Consider the following 17,273-nt stretch of genomic DNA (forward strand, 5'->3'; position numbering starts at 1 on the left):
GTGAGCTTCGCGCGGAGGACGCCCCGGAACGATGGATGGGACGACAAAAAGACGCTGAGCCGGCGGGGCGCTTCCCGTGCCGCCGGGCGTCTTTTGCGCTATCCGGGCCCTTCGGGACCGTGAGAAAGGGGCGTAGATTAAGGACGGAACCACAAGTTTGTCCCTGTGATACCCAAGCGAACGACAGAAAGGAGAAATGAAGATCATGAAAAAACGGATCTGGGCCAGTGTGCTGACCCTGACCATGCTGCTGGGCCTGCTGCCCACCGCCGCGCTGGCGGAGGAGTATGTCCCGGATGATGCGGTGATCCCGTATTCTGAGGGCGGCGAAGCTGGTAGCGGCTCTGGCACGGAAGAGTCTGAGACCGGTCTGCCCAAGGCGGTGGATGGCGTCATCAAGCTGGAGAGTGGCGACTATACGCTCTCTGAGAATGTGACGGCCTCCATCGTGGTCCCGAGCAGCGTGACCGCTACGCTGGATCTGAATGGCAAGACGCTGACGAATGCAAACGGTAAGCATACGATCGAGAATAAGGGTACCCTGACTGTTACTGATAGCAGTAACGGGAAGGGAAACGTTACGAACAATGCGGCTGGCCATGCTGCGCTGGCCAATCATCCTGATGCCGAGGCTACTTTGAAGGGCGGCAACTACAGCAATGCTCAGTGGTATACCATCAAGAACCTTGGAACGCTGACGATCAAGGATGGGACTTCTTTCACTACGACGGATAGTGGTTCCAGTATGATCGATACCGGCTGGTATGGGAACAAGGGGAATGACTTGGGTCTCGACTATCCAACGAGTGCAACAGTTTCTCTTACCATTGATGGTGGTACATTCAGCGGCGGTATGAATACCGTTAAGAATGATGACTTTGGCGAGACTACCATCAATGGCGGTAAATTTTCCAATACGGTTGGCCCAGTGATCCTGAACTGGCATAAGATGACCATCAATGACGGTGAATTTAAGATCTCTGATGAGATCGCGAAACCTCTGGTCGCCAATGGATACCTGGATGAGACTGCCGATGCTGGACAGTTTACCATCAAAGGTGGAACGTTCACTGGGAAAAATTCCTTGTTTGGATACGGTGAAGGTAGCAAGAATGGCGGTACGCTCACCGTTGAAGCTGGTACCTTTACCGGTGGTATTCCGGGTACAGGCCTTCCCTACACCCTGACGGTCTCCGGCGGCACTTTCTCCAGCGATGTGTCTCGATATGTTGCTGAGGGATATGCCTGGAACGCCGACACCGGCATGGTCGGGAAATTCGAAGCCGTGGCCCAGATCGGCGAGGATTTGTATCCCTCCCTGTCTGCGGCTGTGACAGCCGCAAAGGAGAACGATACCATCGTTCTCCTGAAAGATATTACTGTAAGAAAAGGTATCAGCGTCGGATCCGAAAAGAAGATCACGCTGGATCTGGGTGGTCATACGCTGACCAGGTCTGGCGGCTTGGTACTGGATATTTATGGGGATGTGACCATCAAGAATGGCATAGTCAAAATGACGGGCGTGCAAGGTACGGCAGCAATTTGGCTCAACGGTATTGCCAAACTGACCGTTGAGAAGAACGCGACCATCTCTGTATCTGAGACTTCTGCTGACAACTGCTATGCTATCGCCCTGTATGAAGACTGTACAGCGGCTGAACTGACTGTGCGGGGCAAGCTTGAGGGCGGTAGCGGCGTTACTGTGAATGGCCTTGTCACGGACGAGAATGTTCAGAACAAGCTGATCGTCGATGGTGCGACCATCGATGCAGTCAATCATGGTATCTATCAGGCTGGCAATGCTACGACGACATTTTCGGTCAATAACAGCACGATCAGCGGTTCGACTGGCATCGAAGTGCGTGCTGGCAATATTGAAGTGAATAATAGTACGATCACAGGCAACGGTGCGTTTTCCTGTGTAAAAAATGGGGGTGGTACAACTACGACAGGCGTTGGCATTGCAATCGCCCAGCACACCACCGAACTGCCGATCGATGTGAAAATTGTTGGCGGCACCATTTCCGGTACTTATTCTGTCTATGAGGCAAATCCTCAGGAGAATGATGAAGAGTCCATCAAAAAGGTGAAGCTCTCCATCACCGGCGGCAATTTCAACGGTCCCGTTTACAGCAAGGATATCATCGGCTTCATCTCCGGCGGCAACTTCACCACGGATCCCACCGCCTACTGCGCCGAAGGTAAGGTCGGCGTTCTGACGGATCGGAAGGACTATCCCTTCACCGTTGGCAAGGCGGCGGAGACCGACGTCAAGCCCGCCACCGGCGATCCCGTCGTGGATGTCAAAGAGATCGAAGACAAACATCAGAACGACGCAAAGGCCGTGGCCGAGAGCGTGAAGGACACCACCGGTGTTCTGCCCGCCGCCGCCAATGGTGTGGTCAACAATGTGACGCAGAAGGAGAAGGACGCTGCTACGGAGGAAATCAAAAAGGATACCTCTATCGTTCCTCCTCCGCCTTCGACTCAGCCGAAGATCAACATCTACGCCCAGACCTATCTGGATGTGAAGCCCAAGACCTATAAGACGGAGGATCCCAGTGCCACCGATGCGCCAGTGACCGAGATCTCCATGGACATCACCCCCATGTACCGCGTGGTCGCCTCCACGGCAGAGCGGGCGGAGGACATCAAGGTCAAGGTAAAGGGCGAGACCACCGGCAGCGATTCGGCGAATGCCATCGTCTACGGCGATCCTCAGAAGCTCGAGATCAAGACCCCCATGACGATCAGCATCGAGCTGCCCAAGCTCTTCAAGGTGAACGAGAGCAAGGTCTATGTCCAGCACAAGGGCTATGAGTACACCGCCGAGGTCACCAACGGTGGCTCGACCGGCAAGACCGCGACCTTCACGAACCCCCACGGGTTCAGCCTCTTTACGGTGACCACCGTGCCCGCCGCGGTGGCCAAGATCGGTGACACCAGCTACACCACCCTTCAGGCCGCTGTGGATGCCGTGAGCGACAAGGGCACCATCGTGCTCCAGAAGGACAACAGCGAGACCATCACCGTCAGCCGTGCCGTGACCTTCACGCTCGAGAAGGACAGCAAGACCTTCAACGGCAAGATCGAGGCCGGTTCCGGCTACACGCTGAGCGAGAAGGATGGCGTGTACACCATCACGAAGCAGTCCTCCAGCTCCGGCGGTTCCTCCTCCGGCGGCAGCTCCGGCTCCTCCGGCTATGCTGTCTCCGTCCCCGGCAAGGTGGACCACGGCACCGTGACCGTCAGCCCGAAGAACGCCAGCAAGGGCACCACCGTGACCGTCACGGTGAAGCCCGACACCGGCTATCAGCTCAAGGACCTGACCGTCACCGATAAGAACGGCAACAAGCTCGCCCTGACCGACAAGGGGAACGGCAAGTACACCTTCACCATGCCCAGCGGCAAGGTGAGCGTGTCCGCCTCCTTCGAGGCCATCCCCACTCCCGTGGCCCCCAAGACCACCTATGTGGACGTGCCCGACGGGATGTGGTACACCGAGGCCGTGGCGTATGTGACCGACAAGGGCATCATGTCCGGCATCGGTGATCAGAAGTTCGGTCCCGACGTGAAGCTGACCCGCGCCATGCTCATGACCATGCTGGCCCGTCTGGACGGCGTGGACACCACCGGCGGCTCCACCTGGTACGAGAAGGGCCGCGCGTGGGCCATGGAGAAGGGCGTGTCCGACGGCACGGATCCCGAGGGCACCATCACCCGCGAGCAGCTGGTCTCCATGCTCTACCGCTACGCCCAGTATAAGGGCTATGACGTGAGCGTGGGCGAGGACACCAACATCCTCAGCTATGCGGACGCCCAGAGCATCAGCGAGTGGGCCATGTCCGCCATGCAGTGGGCCTGCGGCGCCGGGGTCATCCACGGCACCAGCGACGTGACCCTCTCCCCGTTGTCCAGCGCCACCCGCGCGGAAGTGGCTGCCATGTTCCTGAACTACATGGAGCACGTGGCGAAGTGAATCTCTCCCTCAGGGGAACAGACCGCCCCCGGCCGCAAGGCCGGGGGCGGTCTTTGTGTGTACGGGCTGGCCTACGGTCTCAGTACCATCGTAAGGTCCGCCTCGGGGCGGAAAAAGATGTCGCAGAAGGCCACGGGGAAGTCGGAGAGGTCGTAGAAGATCTCCTGCCACTCCATGAGGGCCTGACCGGCGGGAAGGTCCAGCGCGGCGTTGGCGTCCGGGTCGGCGCCGCACCCCAGATGGGCGGCGTAATAGGCGAAATCCCGGGCGCAATAGGCGGACACCCACTGGTAGAGGGATCGATTCGGGGCGGCGGGCTGGGGCTCCCGTTGGAAGAGCTCCACCGGCAGGCCGATCCGGCAGAACACCATGGGGGCCTCCCCCACGGTGTAGAGCCAGTCCTGCTCATAGACCTCCCCGCAGGGGACGGGGAAGCGGTCCGCCATAGCGGCCCGGCAGGGGCCCCGTCCGGCCCGGAGGGACCGGCAGGCCACGGGGCCGTCGCCGGTGTCCAGAAGCTGGAGGAGGTCGGCGGTCAGGTCCAGCCGCCGCCGGAGCTGGGCCACGGAGGGGTGGCCGAAATTGCCCTTCCCGTGGCGGCGGGTGACGTAGCCCTCTTTCATGAGAGCCTGAGTGGCCTCCCGGACCGTGGCGCGGCTGACGCCCAGACGGCGGGTCAGGTCCTCCTCCGGCTCCAGCCGGTTGGCCCCGGGGGCCATGTGGAGGATCTGATCCCGAAGGTAGTCATAGGTATGGTTCCAAAGCCGTTCCGGCATGGGGATCGCCTTCTTTCAGGAGGATGGGGGCCGCCGGTCCTCACATCCGCCCCACCTGCCCCACGAAGGAGGACAGGTCCCAGGGGGCGGTGTCGCGGGTGACGAGCTGGGCCACGGTCTCGCCCACCACGGCGGAGACCACGGCGGCGCTCTTGAACCCGGCGGCCAGGATCAGGCCGGGGACGGGGGCCTTGCCGAACACCGGCTCGTTGGAGGGGGTGTAGGGGGAGGCGGTGACCCAGCTCCGCAGGATGTCGATCGGCTCCAGAGCGGGGAAAAACTCCAGGACCTTCCGCTTGATGTTGCGGCAGTGCTCGATGGAGGTCCGGTCCTGGCAGTCGTCGGCCACGGCGGTGTGGGGCTTGGTGGTCTCGGCCAGCAGGATGTTGCCGTAGTGGCTCTGGCCGATGCACAGGGAGGTGACGGCCTTCTCCGGGTCGTGGGCCTCGGCGAAGAAGGCGGCGGAGGAGTAGTAGGTGTTCAGGAAGGGCGCGATCGCCTCGGTGGCGAAGGCCTCGGCCTTCACGGAGTAGACGGGCACGTCCAGTCCGGCGGTGGCGCAGAGGGCACGGGTGCCGGACCCGGCGGCCACGACCACATGCTCCGCCCGGATCTCTGATCCGTCGGAGAGGACCACGCCCACGCAGGCGCCGCCTTCCAGCAGGAGGGAGGCCACGGACACGTCCTCCCGGACGGTGAGGCCATGCTCCCGGCCCCGGCGGATCAGAGCGTACTGGTAGAAGAAAGGATAGACCCGGCCCTGGAGGAACCAGGTGGCGGCCACGACCGCACCGGGGGCCAGGTTGGGCTCAGCGTCCCGGAGGGCCTGCCCCTCCAGCCAGCGGATGTCCAGACCGGCCTCTTTCTTCTCCGCGTAGAGCTTGCGGAGCTCCGGCAGATGCTCCTCCCGCTCGGCGGCGATCAGGGAGGAGTAGGGCTGATAGCCGATGTCGGCGTCCAGCTCCTGCTCCATGGTCTGCATCCGCCGGAAACCGGCGAGGGTCAGGTCATAGCTCAGGCCCATGGAGGCGTCCTGCACCTGCACGTTGCCGAAGTTGGCCCCGGAGGCCCCCCGGGCGATGCCCTTCTCGTCCAGCAGGAGGGTCTTGACGCCGGCCTTCGCCAAAAAGTATCCGCAGGCACAGCCAAAATAGCCGCCGCCCACCACGATCGCGCCGTACCGCTCAGTCATGGCCGTCACCTCCCAGCGCGTCGATGCCGCAGGGCACCGTGGGGAAGCGGGGCTTGTCGGCCTCCAGAGTCTCGGGGGTCTGGACGCCCTCGCTCAGCAGGATCTGCTGGATGAGGCGGGCGCAGGTGCGGCCCTGACAGGCGCCCATGCCCGCCCGGGTGGCCCGCTTGACGGAGCTGACCGTGTGACAGCCCTGAGCGATGGCCCGGAGCACGTCGGCACGGGTGACTTCCTCACAGCGGCAGATCAGGATGTCCCGGTCGTCCATGTCAGCCCACCTCCCGTGTCAGCCGCTTCAGGAAGCGGACCTGTTCCCGGTACTCGGCCGGGAAGCGGAGGGTCACGAGGGCGGTCCGGTCGAAGGCGGGGCGCTGTTCCACCGCGTCCACCACAGCGGCGCAGACGGGCTGACCGAAGGCGTCCACGGCGGAGACCTCCTGCCCCACCACGGGCAGGGGGAGATATTCGTAGGGGAAGGTGACGGTGGCCTGCCCGTCCCCGGCGTCGGGGACCTGGAAGAAGATGGCCTGCCCCGGGCAGGCGGCCACGCAGAGCTTACAGCCTACGCACTTCTCAGGGTGGAAGGTGGGGCAGTCCGTCAGATGCTCCATGGTGATCGCGCCGGTCTTGCAGGCGGTGGTGCAGGGGTCGCAGGGGATCTGCTGGCGGCACTCCAGCAGGATGGTCCAGGGATGGGTCTTATTCGCCGACATGATGACTGCCTCCTTCTCCTTTGGCGATGATCCGTTCCTTGCAGGCCAGACGCCGGGCGGCGTGGGCCCCGCTCCGCAGGGCGCGGAGGCTCTCCTGGAGGGTCTCCATCCGCTCCGCCCCGTCCGGCCGGGAGAAGCCAAGAGACTGTGCGGCGTGGAGTCCGGCCAGACGGCCCTCCTCCAGCGCGGTGCTGGCCTCCTCGACGCCGGCCAGGTCGCCGCAGACGTACACCTCCGGGCAGGAGCTGCGCATACAGGCGTCGTGGATCGGGAGGATCCCGCCCAGCGCGCCCTCATAGGTGGTCTCACAGTGGAACATCCCGGAGATCTCGGCCCGGGGCGTCAGGCCCACGGCCAGCAGGATGGTATCCACGGCCAGCGTCTCCTCCGTACCGGGAATGGGGCGGAAATGGTCATCCACCTGGGCGATGACGGCCTCCTCCACCCGGTCCCGGCCCCGGGCTTCGACGACGGTGTGGGAGGTGCGGACCGGCACTCCGGCCCGCCGGATCTTCCCGGCGTGGACCTGATAGCCGGTGATCTGGGGGGCGGCCTCCACCAGAGCGGCGATCTCCGCGCCGGCCTGCATGAGCTGATAGGAGACGATGAGCCCCACGTTGCCGGAGCCCACGGTGAGGATGCGCCGGCCCACCAGAGTCCCGTGGACGTTGCTGAAGGTCTGGGCGGCTCCGGCGGTCATGACGCCGGGGAGGGTCCAGCCGGGGAAGGCCAGGGCGTTCTCCTTGGCGCCGGTGGCCAGTACGGTCCGGCGGGCGGAGACGGGCTCCACGACTCCGTTCCGGAGGACGGCGGCGGAGCCGTCGTCCAGAAGGCCCAGCACCCGGCTGTCCAGCCAGGTCTCCACACCGGCCTCCTCCGCTTCCCGGAGGAGCTGATCGGCGATCTGGAAGCCACGGGCCCCGGCGTGGTGGGCCTTGGAGCCGAAGAACTTATGGATCTGCTTGTAGAGCTGTCCGCCGGCCTTGCGGTTCTCATCGGCCAGCAGGACCCGGGCGCCCGAGCGGGCGGCCTCGATAGCGGCGCCCAGCCCGGCCGGGCCGGCGCCTGTCACCAGGATGTCGGTCTCTTTCACAGCACGCCCACCTTTCCCAGACCCTTCTGGGTCTCGATGGCCATGCCCTCTTCCAGAGGAGTGACGCAGGCGCGGACGTTGGGGCGGCCGTCTACGATGACCATACAGTCCGAGCACTGGCCGATGCCGCAGAAGAGGCTCCGGGGCTGGCCGTTTTTGGGCGTATGACGGAACACGGAGATACCGTTGTCCAGCAGGGCGGCGGCGATGGGCTGACCGGCCAGCCCGGTCAGCGGCCGGCCATCGAAGGTGAAAGCGACAGGCGGCCGGTCGGGATAGGCGACGATGGGATGGGCTTCGATATGGCGGCACATCAGTTGCAGACCTCCTTCAGGATATGCTTTGGCTAAGTTGTACGTACAACTATATGAGACGATGATACACCTTCCACGGCTGTTTTGCAAGAGCGAAAAAGAATTTTTATTTGGGGGGGACATTCCTCTTGTGCCCTCTGACATCCGGTGGTAAACTATAAAGTAGAGCGGCCGCGGCCAGGGGGGTCCCCTGTCTGCCGCGCTGGACATCATCTACTTAAGGAGGAACTTTCCTATGAAGATCATCGCTACTGACCGCGCTCCCGGTGCTATCGGCCCCTACTCCCAGGGCTATGAGACCAACGGTCTCGTCATCACCTCCGGCCAGATCCCCGTGGATCCAGCCACCGGCACCGTGCCCGAGGGCATCGCCGGCCAGGCCGAGCAGAGCTGCAAGAACGTGGGCGCCATCCTGGAGGCCGCCGGCGTTGGCTTCGACAAGGTCATCAAGACCACCTGCTTCCTGGCTGACATGGGCGACTTCGGCACCTTCAACGAGGTCTATGCCAAGTACTTCAGCTCCAAGCCCGCCCGCAGCTGCGTGGCCGTGAAGGACCTGCCCAAGGGCGTCCTGTGCGAGATCGAGGCGATCGCGGAGAAGTAAGGGCTTCCGATAAACGATGATATCCCCAGACTGAAAAGCGGCGCCCGCTCTAGCGGGCGCCGCTTTTTGCCGGAGGACCTCTTTACAAGCGGGGCGGCGATCGTGCTATAATAGCCGTGATGCCGTGATAGAGATGGGACGGTGACGCCGTCTGGAAAGGAGGGGCTGTTTTGAATATCAAAGAGATCGCCAAACTGACGGGGGTGTCCGTCGCTACGGTCTCCCGCTGCATCAATCAGCCGGAGAAAGTATCGCCGGAGACCCGAGCGCGGATCTTGGAGGTCATACGAAAGACCGATTATGTGCCGAACCCCTCCGCGCAGAGTTTATCTACCGGGCAGACCCGTACGATCGCCTGCGTAGTGCCCACTCTGCGCAATGAGTTTTTCAACCAACTGGTGGAGGGCAGTCAGAAAGTCCTGGCGCAGGCGAATTATAGGGTCCTGGTGTATTCTCAGAGCCTTCTGCCGCGGCAGAGCTGTCCAGATGACCGGAGCGTAGACGGGATGATCCTCTATGTCTCGGATTTTTCCAGCGGAAAAGAGGTCCGGGAATATCTTCGGGGGATCAAGGTCCCCTATGTACTGATCGGCGATGCGGGAGAGATGGAGCTGGAACAGCCGGTGACCTCGGTCTATATGGAGGATTATGAGGGGATCCTGATGGCACTGCGGTATCTGTACACAGAAGGGAACCGGGTGTTCGGGATCCTGATGGCGGCTGTAGAGACCTTTGCCAGCCGGCGGAGAGCCCAGGCAGTGCATGATTTTTTTGTGAGCCATCCGGACTGTATCTGCCGGACTGGGGAGATCGATTATGCGGATCAGCTCCGCCAGTCTGTTGACAGGACCCGCCGCTTTCTGGAGGAGGGGCCGCGTCCCACAGCGATCGTCACCTTCAATGATATGATGGCCGTGGGAGCGCTGAGGTGTCTCCACAGCGGCGGCATCCGGGTGCCGGAGGAGATGGAGCTGATCGGGTTCGATGATATCCCGCTGGCCAGCTATTTCACTCCAGCCCTCTCGACCATCGCTGTGCCGAACCGCCGTCTCGGAGAAAAGGCGGCGGAGCTCCTCCTGCGGCGGCTCTCTACAGGAGCTGATGCGGCACGGTGTGTGCTCTATCCGGTCGAACTGCGGTTGAGGGAGAGCACGAGGAATCTGATCCATCTGGGTGATGTATGATCCTATCTCGGGCGGTATAGAAATAAAATTTGTTGATCTTGATGGCCAAATAGTGCGGATCTGCTCCCAAAAGCGGAGACTCATGTTACGAGTCTCCGCTTTTTCGCATCCATAGGGCCGGAGGATGATCAGAAAGTTCTATCGGCTCTGCGCAGAAAAGACTTGCAATTTCAGTGAGAACAGGATAGTATATATCTAACGGATGTAACCGTTTACAGAAACCGATTACAAAACAAGACTGGAAGGAGCGTCTATATGGGCACCATCAAGAGACTCAACCATATTTTCCGGGAGGACGGCAACGCGATCATCACCGCGATCGACCACGGCGTCAATTCTGGCCCCATGAAGGGCATCGAGCATATGGAGCAGACCCTGAAGACCGTCATCGATGCGGGGACGGACGCTCTGATCCTGAACATCGGCATCGCCAAGAAGTATGAGCGTCTGCTGGGCCGGACCGGCCTCATCGTCCGTGCGGATTTCCCCTGTACCGACTACGCCAGAGGTTCCCATGACAGCATCCTGTGTGTGGCCGTGGAAGAGGCGGTGAAGGTGGGCGCGGATGCCGTCCTGTTCAACGGAGGCCCTGACATCTCCGGTGAGGATATCGGTCTGGAGCGCTGCATGATCTCCATCATGAGCACTCTGCGCCGCGAGTGTGAGCGCTATGGGATGCCTCTGGTGGCCGAGATGGTCCCCGGCGGCTTCAATCCCCCGCCCGAGTACATCAACATCGACAGCCTGAAGCTGGCGGCCCGCGTGGCGGCCGAAGCGGGCGCCGATATGCTGAAGATGCCCTATCGTCCCGGTACCGACGGACATGGCTATGAAGAAGTGGTCCAGGGCTGTGAGGGTCTGCCCATCGTGGTCCTCGGCGGTGCCAAGACCAACTCTCAGGAGCAGTTCTTCGCCAATATCGACGACGCCATGAAGTGCGGCGCCCACGGTGTGGCCATCGGCCGCAACATCTGGGGCCATGAGCATCCCGACCGCGTCATCAAGCTCCTCAAGGGCCTAATCCATGAGGGAGAGGACCTCAAGACGGCGATGGGGCATCTGGAGGGCTGATCGGACTGCCTTTTAGGATGGAATGAAAGGAGGGGGGAGCATGACACAGTCTTATCTGCTGGGCGTCGATATCGGTACCAGCAGCGTGAAGACGGTGCTGGTGGACCGGGACGGACGCCGTCTGGCCCAGCACACCAGAGCTCATACGATCTTGGAACCGCAGCCGGGATTCGTGGAACAGGACGCGGATGAGGCTTGGTGGGCCGGGGCCAGAGAGGGCATCAGAGCCTGTCTGGAGCAGTCCGGCGTCCATCCGGGCGCGATCGCGGGGATCTGCGCCAGCGGGATGGTCCCCAACCTCTGTCCGCTGGACCGCGACGGAAGACCGGTACGGCCGGCGATCCTTTACAGAGATAACCGGGCCATCCGGGAAGCGGACTGGCTCCGGCAGGAATTGGGGTGGGAGAGCACGCTCCAGGATGTGACGCCGAAGCTCCTGTGGCTGAAGAGCCATGAGCCGGAGCAGTACGCGCGGATCGAGGTCGTGCTCAACGCCCATTCGTATATCGCCTATCGGCTGACCGGGGTCTACAGTGCCGATCATGACATCGCGGCCATCTTCGGAAATGTTTATGACGCAGAACATCATGTCTGGCAGCCGGAGCGGATGCGGGAGGCGGGGCTGGACCCCAAAGTCCTCCCGCCCCTATACTGGCCGATGGACACGGTGGGACACGTCACGGCAGAGGCTGCCGCGGAGACGGGACTGGCGGCCGGGACGCCAGTGCTGGCCGGCACGGGCGATTCCTATACCATACTGGTGGGGACGGGGACCGTCGAGGCTGGGGAGGGGCTCATCTATCTGGGCACCGCAGGCACGTTCCTCGGCCTGGAGCGGGACCTGGACCAGCAGATCGGCACCAGCCCCTTCATCACCGGCGGTGCCCGGTTCCTCGGGAACGTCCTCACTGGCGGGGAGATCACGCGCTGGTTCCGGGATACGGTGCTGATGCGGAGCATAAGCTATGAGGAACTGGAACGGGCGGCGGCGGCCGTCCCACCGGGAGCGGATGGACTTTACGCGCTGCCCCATCTCTTGGGAGAGCGCACGCCCGTATTGGATCCGCTGGCGAAAGGCGTACTGTTCGGCTTGACCAACACGCACACAGCCGGACATATGTACCGCGCTCTGCTGGAGGGCGTGGCCTATGCTCTGCGGGACTCCTATGAACACAGCGCGCTCCCGCTCAGCCGGGTGGCGATCGGCGGCGGCGGGAGCAACTGCCTCTTGTGGCGGCAGATCATAGCCGACGTGCTGGGACAGGAGCTGATCCATCTCCCGCAAGGCGACAATGCGATCGGGACTTCCTATCTGGCAGGGATGGGGCTGGGGATGTTCGACAGCTTCCGGACCGTGCGGGATGTTTGGCTCCGGGAGAAAGAGATCACCCAGCCGGATCCGGCGGAGACAGAACGGTATAGCGAAAGATTCGCCTTTTATCAAGAACTGACCGGGATGGTCAGGCCGGCGTTCCAGAGGCTGGCAGACCAGAGCCATCCGGAGGAGGAACGCCCATGAAGATCGCGGCATTCGTCAGCAGCTCCAGCCATCATGGCAACACAGCTACTGCCGTCCAGAAATTTCTGGATGGTGCGAAGGACGCCGGTGCTGAGGTGGAGATCTGCTATTTGCACGACTATGATATGAAGCCTTGTCGTGGCTGTCGGGCCTGTGAAAAGACCGGGAAATGCGTCATCCAGGGAGACGATGTGCCCAAGCTCCATGAGGTCATCCGCTCAGCGGATGCCTATGTGCTGGCGACGCCTACCTATTATGGAGACATCAGCAGTGCGTTCAAGGTGTTCGTAGACCGCTGCTATCCTTTCGTGGATATTTGGAAGGATGAGGAGACCCAGCAGATGCGCTTCGGCAGCCGGAACAAGGTCCGTCGCCCCGGCGTCCTCATCGCGGTCAGCGGAAGCCATGGCGATATGGTCTTCGACAGCCACATGAAAGTAGGATACTTCTGCCTCAACGACTTGAACAGCTATCCGTGGCGGGAGTTCTGCATCCCGTTCACCACATGGACCCCGGTGAAGGATATGCCGGAGACGGTGGCGGCCCTCTATCAGGGCGGGCAGGATCTGGTCCGGCATCTGGAGAGCGGTGAGGGCGAGGATCTGGCCAAGACGGGCGCCTACTTCGCGCGCTATCGGGAACTGAAATACTGAACGATCGATCAAGGAGGTCGAGCTGATATGAAACGAGCTGTCATCACTGCGAAAGAGACCGTAGAACTTCAGGAGACACCTGTCCCAGAGATCCGGGAGGATCAGGTCCTGGTGAAGATCCAGGCGTGCGGTCTCTGCACCTTTGAACAGCGCTATTTCACCGGCGGCAAGGAACAGTATCCCTTCCACGGCGGCCACGAGGTGTGTGGCATCGTGGAGAAGGTGGGCAGCCGGGTCGCCTCGGGCGTGAAGCCGGGGGACAAAGTGGTCGTGGCCGCCATCACCCGCTGCGGAGAGTGTTATTACTGTCAGCGCGGCATGGACAATATGTGCGTGAACGGCGGTGACGATCCCAAGCCCAACACCCTGTGGGGACCCGGTGGCCTGAGCGAGTACATGGTGGCCGAGGGCTATCAGGTCTATAAGGTCAGCGATGATATCGACTTCTCTGTGGGCACGCTGGCGGAGCCTCTGGCCTGTGTCCTGCGCAGTGTACAGAAAGCCCATGTGTCCTACGGTGATACCGTGGTCATCACTGGCGCCGGCATCATGGGCCTGCTCCATGTGAAGGTGGCCAAGCTCAGCGGCCTGAAGGTGGTCATCACTGAGGTCGATGAGAAGCGGAAGGAGACGGCGCTGCGTTTGGGCGCGGACCGCGTCGTCGACCCCACGAAGGAAGATCTGCTGGAAGTAGTGCGCGGGATGACCGACGGCCGCGGCGTCGAGGCGGTGTTCTATACGGCGGGCGGCGCCAAAGCGGCGGAGCAGGGCATCAACGCGCTGGCCAAGGGCGGCACGATCGTATTCTATGGCGCGATCTATCCGAAGGGGACCATGAGCATCGACCCCAACAAGATCCACTATGATGAGATCAACTTCACTGGTCTGGTCTCCACCACCAAGGAGAGCTTCCGGGAGTCTGCCCGGATGCTGTCTGAGGGCCTGATCGATGTGCGGGAGTTCATCAGCGAAGAGGTGCCCTTCGAGAAGATCGACTATGCCTTCCGGCGGGCCATTTCTCCGGATACCTATCGTGTGATCGTCCGTATGTGAACGGAAGGAGCAGAGAGATGAAAGCGCTTCTGAGGCATAGTGATACGCCTAGAGATTTCGGGATGGGAGAAGTACCGGAACTGATGACCCCGCCTGGGATGGTCAAGATCCGGGTAGCTTATGCCGGCATCTGTGGGAGCGACCTCCATATTTATTTGGGAGAGGAGCCTGGACTCCCACAGGGGATCCACGGCCATGAGTTCTCCGGGACCATCGCGGAGTTGGGCGAGGGCGTGACCGGCTTCACGCTGGGTCAGCGGGTGACGGCGGAGCATACCGCCTCCACCTGCGGCCGGTGTGTCTACTGCAAGACGGGCCGCTATCAGCTCTGCGCCGAGAGACATTCCATCGGCTTCGATACACCGGGCGCTTTCACGGAATATGTCCTGGTGGATCCCCAGTATATCCATCCCCTGCCGGAGCATGTGAGCCTCCGGGCAGGTGCTCTCACGGAACCACTGGCCTGTATCGTCCATGCGGTCAGTCTGGTGGAGACTGAGCCGGGGATGCCGGTATTGGTCGTGGGTCCGGGGCCTATGGGCCTGCTGACTGCCCTGACCCTGCGGGCCTATGGCTGTCATCCGGAGCTGATCGGGACGGCGGCGGACAAAGAGCGGCTGGATCGTGCGGCGGCAGCCGGGATCGCAGTCGTGACGGAGCCGCGCCCTGATGGTTATCCTCTGACGGTGGACTGCTCCGGCGCGGGCGGCGGCATCCGTACAGCGCTGACAGCGCTGGTAAAGGGGGGGACTCTGCTCCAGGTCGGCATCGCCGCGAAGGAGGTGACGCTCCCCTATGATCAGATGGTCTATCGAGAGCTGAAGATCCAGGGAACGTTCTGTCATACTTGGAAGGATTGGCGTCAGGCGCTCCGGCTGCAGGAGTCGGGGGTGCTGGATCTGTCTCCAGTGATCACCGGAGAGGTGGCATTGGAAGACTGGAAGGGTGCTTTCGAGGACCTTTTGGACAAGAAGGGGATGAAAGTCCTCTTCCGGATCGGCGGGGAGGCGTGACCGATGAAGATGCGTCAGATCCAATTCGATGGAGTGGGCCGACTTCGGCAGGTAGAACGGGAGATCCCGCCGCTGAAGGATAGTCAGGTGCTGGTGAAGGTGGAGGCCTGTGGCCTATGCACTTGGGAACGTTATATCTTCCAAGGCACGGAGTCTATGCCGTTCCCGTTCGTGGGCGGCCATGAGATCGCGGCCACGGTAGTAGAGACCGGAAAAGCAGTCCCCAAGGATATCGTGCCTGGGATGCCGGTGTCGGTAGCCAAGTGGGTGCGGTGCAATCAGTGCGAACCTTGCCGCCGGGGCTATGACAATCACTGTCTGGCCAATGACGGCCCTATGGACCGCGACTGGTCTGGACCGGGCGGCTTCGCCGATCATCTGGTCTGTGAGAGCTATGAGGTGTTCCCCTTTTCACCGGATGCGCCGCTCCATTTCGCGGCACTGGCGGAGCCGGTGGCCTGCGTCACCAGAGGGGTAGGACGGTTGCGCATCACGGCCGGAGACACAGTGGTGGTCGTGGGCGCAGGCTTCATGGGACTGCTGTTCCTGAAGCTTTTGAAGTTGAGAGGCTGCAAGGTCATCGTGGTCCAGCGGAGCGAGGCCCGGCGTGCCAGAGCGGCTGCCATGGGGGCGGATATGGTCCTGTCTCCCGAGGGGTGGCCGGAGCGGGTGCTGTCGGAGACCGGCGGCATGGGTGCCGCGGCAGCCATCTATACGGCCGGTGGTCATGAGGCAGTGGACCAGTGTTTAGCGGCGGCCCGTGTGGGGGGCGATGTCCTCCTTTATGCTCCGACCCATGAGGACCACCCCAAGATCGATCTGGACCAGATCCACTTCAAGGAACTGGTGCTGACAGGAGCGATCCGGCATGACAAAGAGAGTTTCCGCCAGGCGGTACGCCTGCTGGGAAGTGGTCAGGTCGATTTCAGTGACCTGAGCTTGAGCTTTGGATCGATGGAACGGCTGGGGGAAGAGATGGAGCGGGCCGACCAAGATCGGGACATCCATCGGATCCTCCTGCGCTGGGAGAAATAACAGCGGATACAGTAAGATGAGAGCGAATGGGCGCGGATACCGAACAGAGCGGATCCGCGCCCATTTTTAAAACAAAAAAGGATAAGGGGGGAGCGATTTGCGCGATTCCTTGAACGAGCGGGCGGCGGACATCGTAGAGCGATGCATCCTGCCGGAGCTGGATGCGCTGGGGGGCAAGGTACATATCCTGGCCAACGGGGCGACGGTCATCGACCTGGGCGTCTATGCGAAAGGTGGTTGGATGGCGGCCAAATATTTCACAGAGGCCAATTTGGGCGGCTTGGGGGAACTGACGTATACGACGATGCGGATAGGTACCTGCCGCCTGCCCGTAGCGACTGTGTTCGTGGACCATGCGGCGATAGCAGAGCTTGCGGCCCACGACGCGTTCTTGTATATCGAATATAAGGGTGTACGGCGGTCTGTATCTGGTCCGATCCGGTCGGTGACTGGCACAGACCAGTTCGCCCAGGCAGTGGATTATCGAGACCCTCACCCACGGAAGATAGTGGCGAACATCCAGATCGATGGACTGCCGGATGAGGGGATGACTGACCTGATCGCGGCTTCGGTGGAACGGGAGGCTAAGGATCTCTATCTGTTGGCGGCCCGGACCGGGACTTTGACTGGAGCGGCACAGGTCTGTGCCAGAAACGTAGAGCAGAGCCTGCCCAGTCTGCTGGATCAGGGATTTCCGATCGGTTCTATCGTACAGGCCAGCGGATGTGCGCCGATCCCGGCGGTAGTAGATGATGAGGATCTGGCCTATGGCCGGGTGAACGATGGTCTCCTGTACGGACAGGAGACCAACCTCTACGTAGACTGCGCGGAGGAGGAGATCCTGCGTCTGGAAAAGATCCTGCCGTTCGACAAGAACAAGGATGTTTGGGGGACACCGTTCGAGGAGCTGTTCGCACGGTGCGGCTATCTATGGCGGAACGTGCCGCGGGAGTGGGACGCTCCCTGCCGGGTGAATTTCTTCGATATCCGAACCGGAGGGCAGTTCTCCTATGGCGCGATCCATGAAGGCGTGCTGGAGCGGGACTTTTTAGGGACGAACGGAGGACGATGAGT

16 protein-coding genes are annotated in these 17,273 nt (G+C 61.8%); 10 read left to right on the plus strand and 6 right to left on the minus strand.

Features of this window, described 5'->3' with window-relative positions; translation table 11 throughout:
* The first annotated feature begins 205 nt into the window (after positions 1 to 205).
* Positions 206 to 3,979, plus strand: a complete 3,774-nt coding sequence (locus KQI12_RS09190; RefSeq protein WP_216572718.1) for an S-layer homology domain-containing protein — start codon at positions 206 to 208, stop codon at positions 3,977 to 3,979.
* A 71-nt stretch (positions 3,980 to 4,050) separates the two neighbouring features.
* Here KQI12_RS09190 and KQI12_RS09195 read toward each other — a convergent pair whose 3' ends face one another.
* The 6 genes from KQI12_RS09195 to KQI12_RS09220 are packed head-to-tail and all read right to left on the minus strand — an operon-like array spanning position 4,051 to position 8,067.
* Entirely contained in the window at positions 4,051 to 4,755 is a 705-nt protein-coding gene (locus KQI12_RS09195; protein ID WP_216572719.1) for a GntR family transcriptional regulator, read from the minus strand.
* A 40-nt stretch (positions 4,756 to 4,795) separates the two neighbouring features.
* Positions 4,796 to 5,947: an FAD-binding oxidoreductase gene (locus tag KQI12_RS09200; protein ID WP_216572722.1), complete on the minus strand. Its 1,152-nt coding sequence runs from the start codon at positions 5,945 to 5,947 to the stop codon at positions 4,796 to 4,798.
* Entirely contained in the window at positions 5,940 to 6,215 is a 276-nt protein-coding gene (locus KQI12_RS09205; protein ID WP_216572724.1) for a (2Fe-2S)-binding protein, read from the minus strand. The genes KQI12_RS09200 and KQI12_RS09205 overlap by 8 nt, the downstream gene beginning before the upstream one ends.
* Before the next feature lies 1 nt (position 6,216).
* Positions 6,217 to 6,660, minus strand: coding sequence for a 4Fe-4S dicluster domain-containing protein (locus tag KQI12_RS09210; RefSeq protein ID WP_216572726.1), 444 nt, complete (start codon positions 6,658 to 6,660; stop codon positions 6,217 to 6,219).
* Entirely contained in the window at positions 6,647 to 7,753 is a 1,107-nt protein-coding gene (locus tag KQI12_RS09215) for an FAD-dependent oxidoreductase (RefSeq protein ID WP_216572729.1), read from the minus strand. The genes KQI12_RS09210 and KQI12_RS09215 overlap by 14 nt, the downstream gene beginning before the upstream one ends.
* Positions 7,750 to 8,067 (minus strand): (2Fe-2S)-binding protein, encoded by a 318-nt coding sequence (locus tag KQI12_RS09220; RefSeq protein WP_216572730.1) that lies wholly within the window; start codon positions 8,065 to 8,067, stop codon positions 7,750 to 7,752. The genes KQI12_RS09215 and KQI12_RS09220 overlap by 4 nt, the downstream gene beginning before the upstream one ends.
* Positions 8,068 to 8,302: 235 nt before the next feature.
* On the opposite strand from KQI12_RS09220, the gene KQI12_RS09225 reads away from it, so the two are divergent.
* From KQI12_RS09225 to KQI12_RS09265, 9 genes are all read left to right on the plus strand, one after another.
* Positions 8,303 to 8,671: a RidA family protein gene (locus KQI12_RS09225; protein WP_216572732.1), complete on the plus strand. Its 369-nt coding sequence runs from the start codon at positions 8,303 to 8,305 to the stop codon at positions 8,669 to 8,671.
* 170 nt (positions 8,672 to 8,841) lie between these two features.
* Entirely contained in the window at positions 8,842 to 9,855 is a 1,014-nt protein-coding gene (locus KQI12_RS09230) for a LacI family DNA-binding transcriptional regulator (RefSeq protein ID WP_216572734.1), read from the plus strand.
* 255 nt (positions 9,856 to 10,110) lie between these two features.
* Positions 10,111 to 10,926: a class I fructose-bisphosphate aldolase gene (locus KQI12_RS09235; protein WP_216572736.1), complete on the plus strand. Its 816-nt coding sequence runs from the start codon at positions 10,111 to 10,113 to the stop codon at positions 10,924 to 10,926.
* Between the two features lie 40 nt (positions 10,927 to 10,966).
* Positions 10,967 to 12,445 (plus strand): FGGY-family carbohydrate kinase, encoded by a 1,479-nt coding sequence (locus tag KQI12_RS09240; protein WP_216572738.1) that lies wholly within the window; start codon positions 10,967 to 10,969, stop codon positions 12,443 to 12,445.
* Complete coding sequence (locus KQI12_RS09245) at positions 12,442 to 13,098, plus strand: flavodoxin family protein (protein ID WP_216572740.1); 657 nt, start codon at positions 12,442 to 12,444, stop codon at positions 13,096 to 13,098. The genes KQI12_RS09240 and KQI12_RS09245 overlap by 4 nt, the downstream gene beginning before the upstream one ends.
* 27 nt (positions 13,099 to 13,125) lie before the next feature.
* Positions 13,126 to 14,151 carry a zinc-binding dehydrogenase gene (locus KQI12_RS09250; RefSeq protein WP_216572741.1) on the plus strand — a complete coding sequence of 342 codons (1,026 nt, stop codon included), beginning with the start codon at positions 13,126 to 13,128 and terminating at the stop codon, positions 14,149 to 14,151.
* 62 nt (positions 14,152 to 14,213) lie between these two features.
* The gene (locus KQI12_RS09255; RefSeq protein ID WP_216572742.1) at positions 14,214 to 15,164 is read left to right on the plus strand and encodes a zinc-binding dehydrogenase; all 951 of its coding nucleotides are present in this window, start codon (positions 14,214 to 14,216) and stop codon (positions 15,162 to 15,164) included.
* Positions 15,165 to 15,167: 3 nt separating this feature from the next.
* A complete protein-coding gene (locus KQI12_RS09260) occupies positions 15,168 to 16,199 on the plus strand; it encodes a zinc-binding dehydrogenase (protein WP_216572744.1) in 1,032 nt (343 codons plus the stop codon).
* A 97-nt stretch (positions 16,200 to 16,296) separates the two neighbouring features.
* Positions 16,297 to 17,271, plus strand: a complete 975-nt coding sequence (locus tag KQI12_RS09265) for a methenyltetrahydromethanopterin cyclohydrolase (RefSeq protein WP_216572746.1) — start codon at positions 16,297 to 16,299, stop codon at positions 17,269 to 17,271.
* Positions 17,272 to 17,273: the final 2 nt, after the last annotated feature.

Origin of the sequence: Pseudoflavonifractor sp. MSJ-37 (assembly GCF_018917965.1) — a bacterium.
In the GTDB taxonomy this organism is placed as follows: Bacteria; Bacillota; Clostridia; order Oscillospirales; family Oscillospiraceae; genus Pseudoflavonifractor_A.

Bases quoted from the DNA above. Each gene is read 5' to 3' on its own strand.
- KQI12_RS09190 (WP_216572718.1), top strand. From the start codon at position 206: ATGAAAAAACGGATCTGGGCCAGTGTGCTGACCCTGACCATGCTGCTG.
- KQI12_RS09210 (WP_216572726.1), bottom strand. From the start codon at position 6,660: ATGTCGGCGAATAAGACCCATCCCTGGACCATCCTGCTGGAGTGCCGC.
- KQI12_RS09235 (WP_216572736.1), top strand. From the start codon at position 10,111: ATGGGCACCATCAAGAGACTCAACCATATTTTCCGGGAGGACGGCAAC.
- KQI12_RS09245 (WP_216572740.1), top strand. From the start codon at position 12,442: ATGAAGATCGCGGCATTCGTCAGCAGCTCCAGCCATCATGGCAACACA.
- KQI12_RS09200 (WP_216572722.1), bottom strand. From the start codon at position 5,947: ATGACTGAGCGGTACGGCGCGATCGTGGTGGGCGGCGGCTATTTTGGC.
- KQI12_RS09225 (WP_216572732.1), top strand. From the start codon at position 8,303: ATGAAGATCATCGCTACTGACCGCGCTCCCGGTGCTATCGGCCCCTAC.
- KQI12_RS09260 (WP_216572744.1), top strand. From the start codon at position 15,168: ATGAAGATGCGTCAGATCCAATTCGATGGAGTGGGCCGACTTCGGCAG.
- KQI12_RS09240 (WP_216572738.1), top strand. From the start codon at position 10,967: ATGACACAGTCTTATCTGCTGGGCGTCGATATCGGTACCAGCAGCGTG.
- KQI12_RS09195 (WP_216572719.1), bottom strand. From the start codon at position 4,755: ATGCCGGAACGGCTTTGGAACCATACCTATGACTACCTTCGGGATCAG.
- KQI12_RS09250 (WP_216572741.1), top strand. From the start codon at position 13,126: ATGAAACGAGCTGTCATCACTGCGAAAGAGACCGTAGAACTTCAGGAG.
- KQI12_RS09255 (WP_216572742.1), top strand. From the start codon at position 14,214: ATGGGAGAAGTACCGGAACTGATGACCCCGCCTGGGATGGTCAAGATC.
- KQI12_RS09220 (WP_216572730.1), bottom strand. From the start codon at position 8,067: ATGTGCCGCCATATCGAAGCCCATCCCATCGTCGCCTATCCCGACCGG.
- KQI12_RS09205 (WP_216572724.1), bottom strand. From the start codon at position 6,215: ATGGACGACCGGGACATCCTGATCTGCCGCTGTGAGGAAGTCACCCGT.